We start from the raw sequence: 2918 nt of genomic DNA on the forward strand, positions 1-2918 counted from the left end.
CGACGAGCCCGTCGAGGTCGACCGCCTCGGGCGTCTCGGCCGACGCGAGCACGGTCCCGGGGACCGAGTCGACGTCGCGGTCCGCGCCGAGCAGGACGGTCGGCACCCGGAGCCGCGACGCGCCGACGGCGACGAGGTAGTCGTGGTCGGGCGCGAGCCCGTCGAGGAACTCGTCGAACCCGTCGACGCGGCCGGTGCCGGTCCACGCGCCGTCGGGATCGAGCGCGAACGTGGTGGCCGCCGCCGACGCCGCCTCGTTCGGCCGGTCAGGCGCGGCGACACTCCCGTCGACACCCCCCGTCGGTAGTCCCGTCGCCGCGGTCGACGAGCGCGACCCGCCCGTCGAGGCGGTCGACGAGGGCGGTCGCGAGGTCGGTCGTTCCGGGACCGACGATCGATATCGGTTGCATATCGGATGGCGGAGAGCGATCGGCTTAGGCGTTTCCCGGCGAAAAGCCACGATCATCACCAGTTTCGACGGGGCACGGCGACCGCCACCGGCTTCGACGGGGCACGGCGACCGCCACCGGCTTCGATGGAGGGTGAGCGGCGCCGGCCTCGATGGAGGCGACAGAGCGGCGCGGCTCGAGATCGTTCCGACCGGGCTTGACAATGCTTAAGACCGCGACAGGGATATGCGGCGGTAGTATGAGAGTCGTCGTTTCCATCGGCGGGAGCGTGCTCGCACCCGATCTCGACGCCGAGCGGGTGGCCGCGTACGCCGAGGCGATCGAGCGGCTGACCGCCGACGGCTGTGAGGTCGGCGTCGTCGTCGGCGGGGGCGGAGTCGCGCGCGAGTACATCGAGACGGCGCGCGACCTCGGCGCGAACGAGGTCGAACTCGACCAGCTCGGTATCGGGACGACCCGCCTCAACGCCCGCCTGCTGATCGCCGCGCTCGACGAGAGCGCCGCCCTCGCGCCGGCGACCGGATACGACGAGGCCGCGGCCGCGCTCCGCCGCGGCGAGGTGGGGGTGATGGGCGGCGTGACGCCCGGACAGACCACCGACGCGGTCGCGGCCGCGTTCGCCGAGTCGGTCGACGCCGACTTGCTCGTGTACGCCACGAGCGCCGACGGCGTGTACGACGCCGACCCCAACGCCGACCCGGACGCGACGCAGTTCGCGTCGCTCTCGCCGGCCGAACTCGTCGACGTCGTCCTGCCGATGAGCCGGGACGCCGGCGCCTCCGCCCCCGTGGACCTGCTCGCGGCCAAGCTGATCGATCGGGCGGGGATCCGGTCGATCGTCCTCGACGGGACCGACCCGAGCGCCGTCGTCGACGCGGTGCTCCGCGGCGACCACTCCGGGACCGACGTGATCCCCGCGGACGCCCGCGAACCGACGCGATGGACGGAGGCGGTATGACCGGCGACGCCACGCGCGACGACCCTCCGCACGACGACTCCCCGTACGATGACTCCCCGCACATCCTCTCCGGTCGCGCGTCCGATACCCCTGGACGCGAGGGGGAGGGAGACCCCGCCCGCGACGGCGACGAGCCGAGGGGTCCCGGCGACGCGTTCCACGCCTTCTGGGCGGACGTCGTCGCCGACGAGATCGAGGCGCGCGACCCCGACGATCCGATCGTGATCAAAGGCGGCGTGTCGCCGTCGGGGGTCGCACACCTCGGCAACTTCAACGAGATCATGCGCGGCTACTTCGTCGCCGAGGTCCTCCGCGATCGCGGCCACGAGGTCCGGCAGGTGTTCACCTCCGACGACAAGGACCCGCTGCGCAAGCTCCCCCGGAAGCTGGCGAACGCCGACGGGGAGATCGTCGGGCTCGGCGACGTCGACGCGGGCGCGCTCGGGCGCAACCTCGGGAAGCCGTACACCGCCATCCCCGACCCGTTCGGCGAGCGCGAGTCGTACGCGGCCCACTTCGCCGCCCTGCTGCAGGCGGACGCGGATCGGCTGGGGGTCCCGGTCGAGATGGTCTCGAACACGGAGCTGTACGCCGACGGCGACTTCGACGGGGTGACCCGCACCGCGCTCTCCGACCCGGCGGCCGTCCGCGAGGTGCTCTCGGCGTACCAGGACAAGGTCGACGACGAGTACGTCCCGTTCAACCCCGTCTGCGCGGCGTGCGGGAAGATCACCGAGACGGTCACGAGCGTCGACGTCGACGCCGAGACCGTCGACTACGTCTGCACCGACATGACGGTCGGCGACGAGACGATCGAGGGCTGCGGTCACGAGGGGACCGCGACCTTCCGCGAGGGGAAGCTCCCGTGGCGCCTGGAGTGGCCCGGCCAGTGGGAGGTACTCGACGTCGACTTCGAGCCGTTCGGCAAGGACCACGCGGAGGGCTCGTGGCCCTCGGGCGTCGACGTCGCGCGGAACGTCCTCGGGATCGAGCCGCCCGTGCCGATGGTGTACGAGTGGTTCACCCTCAACGGCGAGCCGCTCTCCTCGTCGGCGGGCAACATCGTCACCGTCCCGGAGCTGCTGGAGCTGATCGAGCCCGAGGTGCTCCGGTACTTCTTCGCGCTCCACCCGAAGCGGAGCCGCGACCTCGACATTGAGCGGCTCGACCAGCTCGTCGACCGATTCGACCGGTTCGAGCGCGCGTACTTCGGCGAGGTCGACGACGAGGACCTGACGGCGTTCGCCGAGCGCGCGTACCCGTTCGTCGTCGACAGCGCGGACGACCCGCCCGAGGAGCGGCCGATCCGGCTGCCGTACACGTTCGCGGCCGTCCTCGGCATGGTCGACGACCCCGCCCTCCGCGAGCGGCTGGCCCGCGACGAGGGGCACATCCCCGCGGACGCCTCGGAGGAGGCCGTCGAGGCGGCGCTCGCGCGCGTCGAGCAGGCCCGCAACTGGGCCGAGCGCACCGGCAACGAGTACGACTACCGGCTCCAGACCCACCTGCCCGACGTCGCCTTCGACGACGACGTCGCGGCCGCGCTCGAC

At 72.4% G+C, this 2918-nt stretch carries 2 protein-coding genes and 1 pseudogene; 2 read left to right on the forward strand and 1 reads right to left on the reverse strand.

Translation table 11 applies throughout. From position 1 onward, the window contains the following. Positions 1–410: pseudogene (locus GJ633_RS15400) on the reverse strand (molybdopterin synthase); the annotation flags it as partial. Positions 411–648: 238 nt separating this feature from the next. Between GJ633_RS15400 and pyrH the strand changes: the two are divergent. Together pyrH and lysS are read left to right on the forward strand one after the other, a co-directional pair. Next, positions 649–1368: a UMP kinase gene (pyrH, locus tag GJ633_RS15405; protein WP_156589498.1), complete on the forward strand. Its 720-nt coding sequence runs from the start codon at positions 649–651 to the stop codon at positions 1366–1368. After that, the coding region (lysS, locus tag GJ633_RS15410; protein ID WP_156589499.1) for a lysine--tRNA ligase at positions 1365–2918 on the forward strand (1554 nt) is incomplete at its 3' end. The genes pyrH and lysS, both read left to right, overlap by 4 nt.

This window comes from Halorubrum sp. CBA1125 (assembly GCF_009742825.1).
GTDB lineage: Archaea > Halobacteriota > Halobacteria > Halobacteriales > Haloferacaceae > Halorubrum.